The sequence below is a fragment of the Chromobacterium vaccinii genome (assembly GCF_000971335.1).
GTDB classification, from domain to species: domain Bacteria; phylum Pseudomonadota; class Gammaproteobacteria; order Burkholderiales; family Chromobacteriaceae; genus Chromobacterium; species Chromobacterium vaccinii.
In genome coordinates this window covers 1-3,425 of sequence record NZ_JZJL01000109.1, presented here as the reverse complement: position 1 = coordinate 3,425, position 3,425 = coordinate 1, and the positions used below count along the sequence as shown (strand labels likewise).

Sequence of the window (3,425 nt, the reverse complement as noted above, 5' to 3'; positions counted from 1 at the left end):
GCTGGGTGCGATTCCGCAGGGCTGGTGCCCAGCGCTGGCGCCGGCGTAGCGCGGAAGAGGCGATGCAGGACAAGCCGGCCCGAGGGGCCGGCTTTTTTTATGGGGCGGGATCATTCAGGGTCAAAGTCCGCTTCCTTTTTTTGCATCAATACCATGATTATTTCTCATCATCCGACTCCGGGGAGACTTCTAGTTTTGACAATTTCTTTTAGTGATTTGTGTAAATGCAACATTTTTTACATAAAAACGACATTGTCAGATGAATATGAGATGAGAAGGCTCCTGAGAGAAAGGTTAGCGCGGCTGGTGGGGCTGGATGCTTTGTTGCATGCGGGTTTTGCTTTTATGTTCACGGCATGGTGAAGTGGTTTGGGGCAGAAAATTGCGCTGAATGGCATGACGTATAGAAATGATCTGTACTTAATGACAAATTGTTACGGATATTGACGGTTTGTAGGAACTCTTCCCACACTCGAATCCAGAGCCATTTCATGCGATGTGAATGGCTTGAGCGCGATCACGCCAGCTGAAGAACTGGCGGACGAGATACGGATAAAGAGCAAAGGAGAGTTCCGTGATGAAAAAGAAGCAGCTGGCTGTGGCTTTGGCCATGGCGGGGATAGGCGTCAATGCGCCTGTGGCATGGGCCGCCGATGGCGTGTCCTCGGGAGAGCTGGACCGGGTGGAGGTGACCGGTTCCAACATCAAACGCAGCATCAAGCAGGAAAAAGCGCTGCCGGTGACGATCGTGCGCACCGAAGAAATGACCAAGCAAGGCTTCACCACGGTGGAGCAGGTGGTCAATTCGTTGGCCAGCAACCAGTCCAGTCTGGTTGGTGCGTCTTCCGTGCAGTCGGTCAGCGGCGGCGCGTCCTATGCCGGGCTGCGGGGCTTCGATCCGCAATATACCCTGGTGCTGCTGGATGGCCGCAGGGTCGCCAACCAGGCGATTTCCGGCATCGCGACCGATCTGAACGCCATTCCTCTGTCGGCCATAGACCGGATCGAGGTGCTGCGCGACGGCGCTTCCGCGCTGTATGGCAGCGACGCCATCGGCGGGGTGATGAATTTCATCACCAAGAAGAGCTATCAAGGGCTGACCATTTCCGGCGAAGCGCTGAGCCCTCAGCACAAAGGCGGCGATTCCGCGAATGTGAGCGTATTGGGCGGCGTGGGTGACCTGGCGAAAGATGGCTGGAACGCTTACGGCGTTTTGTCGTATCAGAAGAGCAAGGCGATTCGCACTGTGGATCGCGAATTCGCGACCAAGAATCAGTCTTTGAGCAGCACCACCTATCCAGCCAACTTCCTCTACAAGTCCAAAGGCAATCCCGGCGACGGCAATGTTTACAACATGGCCATGCCGAATTGCCGTCCGCCATACTCCACGCCCAGGGATGCGACCAGCTGCGGCGAGAAGACATGGCTGTTCATGGATCTGACGCCGGAGGTGGAGCAATTCACCGCCAACGGCAAGCTCAGCAAGCAGTTTGGCGACCATATGTTGACGGCGCAGTATCTGGGCGCCCGAAACATCAGCACCACGCGCATCGGCCCTACGCCGATGCAATCCGTCGCCACGCTGACCGCGGGCGTCAACAAGTACTTCCCGACAGTGCTGCCGGATGGCTCGCCGGTGACGCCGGGGGCGACGGCGGTGTTGAATCTGCGCAGCGATCCTCTCGGCCCCAGAACGACCAAGAGCATTTCCGATACGCAGCGGCTGGCGGTGAATCTAGAGGGGCTGATCGGCGGTTGGGATTATCGTACCGGCGCCGCGTATTCGTCGAACCAAACCACCATCAATTACAAGAGCGGTTATGTAAACAGCGACAAGATAGAACAGGCGCTGCTGACCGATCAGATCAATCCGTTCGGCGATTCTCCGGCCGGCGCATGGGAAGGCGTCGAGTTGAAAGGAGACGGCTGGATTTCGAAATATGAAACCGCATTGGTGGACTTCAAGGCCAGCAAGGAGATCTTTGCCTTGCCGGCGGGGAATGTCGCGGCGGCGATCGGCGGCGAATTGCGGCACGAGAAGCTGGACAGCCAGATTCAGGATCTGGCTCAGTACGCGATTGGATCGGGGATCGCCGATTCCAAGTCAACCAAGGGCAGCCGCAATATCTCGGCACTGTACCTTGAGGCGGAAGTGCCTGTCATAAAAGGGTTGGACGTGCAGTTGGCGGCCCGCTACGACAAGTACAGCGACTTCGGCAAAGCTTTCAATCCCAAGGTGGCATTCAAGTATCAGCCGGCGTCGCAAATCATGTTCCGCGGCTCCGCGAGCAGAGGATTCCGCGCGCCTTCGCTGTTCGACATTTTCCAACCGGACGCCAAGACCTATACCAATGGCAATAATCTGGACGACCCGGCGCGCTGCCCGAACGGGACGCCGGCCAACGGCGGGGACAAGACGGATTGCGGCACCACCTTTTTCGCCAAGCAGGGCGGCAATCGCAATTTGGAGCCTGAACGCGCCACTTCTCTCACCTTCGGCGTGGTGATCGAGCCGATCAAGGAGATCACCGCCAGCGTCGATTTCTGGTGGACCACTATCAATAAAGTGATCGGCGTGCTGGACAATGATCTGATCTTCAACGATCCGGTCAAATATGCCGACCGCTTTGTGCGGGTGAATCCGAATGACCCGTATTCCAAGCTAGACTATGTTGCCACCCCGACTGAGAACTTGGGCAATCTGAGCGCGGCGGGTTTGGACACTTCGTTTTCCTGGCGCTTGCCCAAGAGCCGTCTTGGTAATTTCACCATCAATCTGGATGGCACTTATACCTCCAAGTTCGTTCAGCAGGTGGAGGCGGGAGGGGTGTACTACTCGCGTTTGAGCCAATGGAACAATGGCCTGCAGCCGGTGGTCCGCTGGAAGCATTCGCTGGGATTCGGCTGGTCTTTCGGCGATTGGAGCGCGTTGCTCGCCCAAAACTATGTGTCCGGCTACACCGACTATAAGGCGACGCATAGCGTCAAGCCGTATTCCAACTGGAACCTGTCTTCCACCTATCTATGGAAGAAGAAGCTGAGCGTGACGGCGGGGGTGAAGAATCTGTTTGATCAGGAGCCTCCCTTCAGTAATCAGAACAAGTTCTTCCAGAAAGGATTTGATCCGATTCTCGCCGACCCGGTGGGCCGAGCCTATTTCTTGAAAGCGTCATACAAACTCTAGCTTTGGCTATTGTATTTAGTCCACAGCTATAGCATTCTGTCATGACGGCGCAGGTTTTTATGCGCAGGGAATGCGATGGCGGGGCGGTGATCCCACCCCGCCTGCGCGACAGGTTGGCAGCTCTGGCCGGACCTGAATGCCGGTCCGGCCGAGTCTGCCGGTTTTATTGAAGGAATGGGTAATCCATATGACAAGCATTGCAGCCAAAGGAGTAGGGGGGCCACCGCCCCGGCGACGATTC

General features: G+C 56.6%; 2 protein-coding genes. Both read left to right on the top strand.

Translation table 11 applies throughout. The features are described 5' to 3' along the window. Window positions 1-212: hypothetical protein (locus VL52_RS25505; RefSeq protein WP_235429363.1), on the top strand; the 212-nt coding region annotated here is incomplete at its 5' end. A 365-nt stretch (window positions 213-577) separates the two neighbouring features. Then, on the top strand, window positions 578-3,184 hold the full coding sequence (locus tag VL52_RS22760) for a TonB-dependent receptor plug domain-containing protein (RefSeq protein WP_046159185.1): 2,607 nt from the start codon (window positions 578-580) through the stop codon (window positions 3,182-3,184). Window positions 3,185-3,425 lie beyond the last annotated feature (241 nt).

What these genes read in the sequence shown, in the direction of transcription:
- VL52_RS22760 (WP_046159185.1), top strand. Translation starts at nt 578, where the DNA reads ATGAAAAAGAAGCAGCTGGCTGTGGCTTTGGCCATGGCGGGGATAGGC.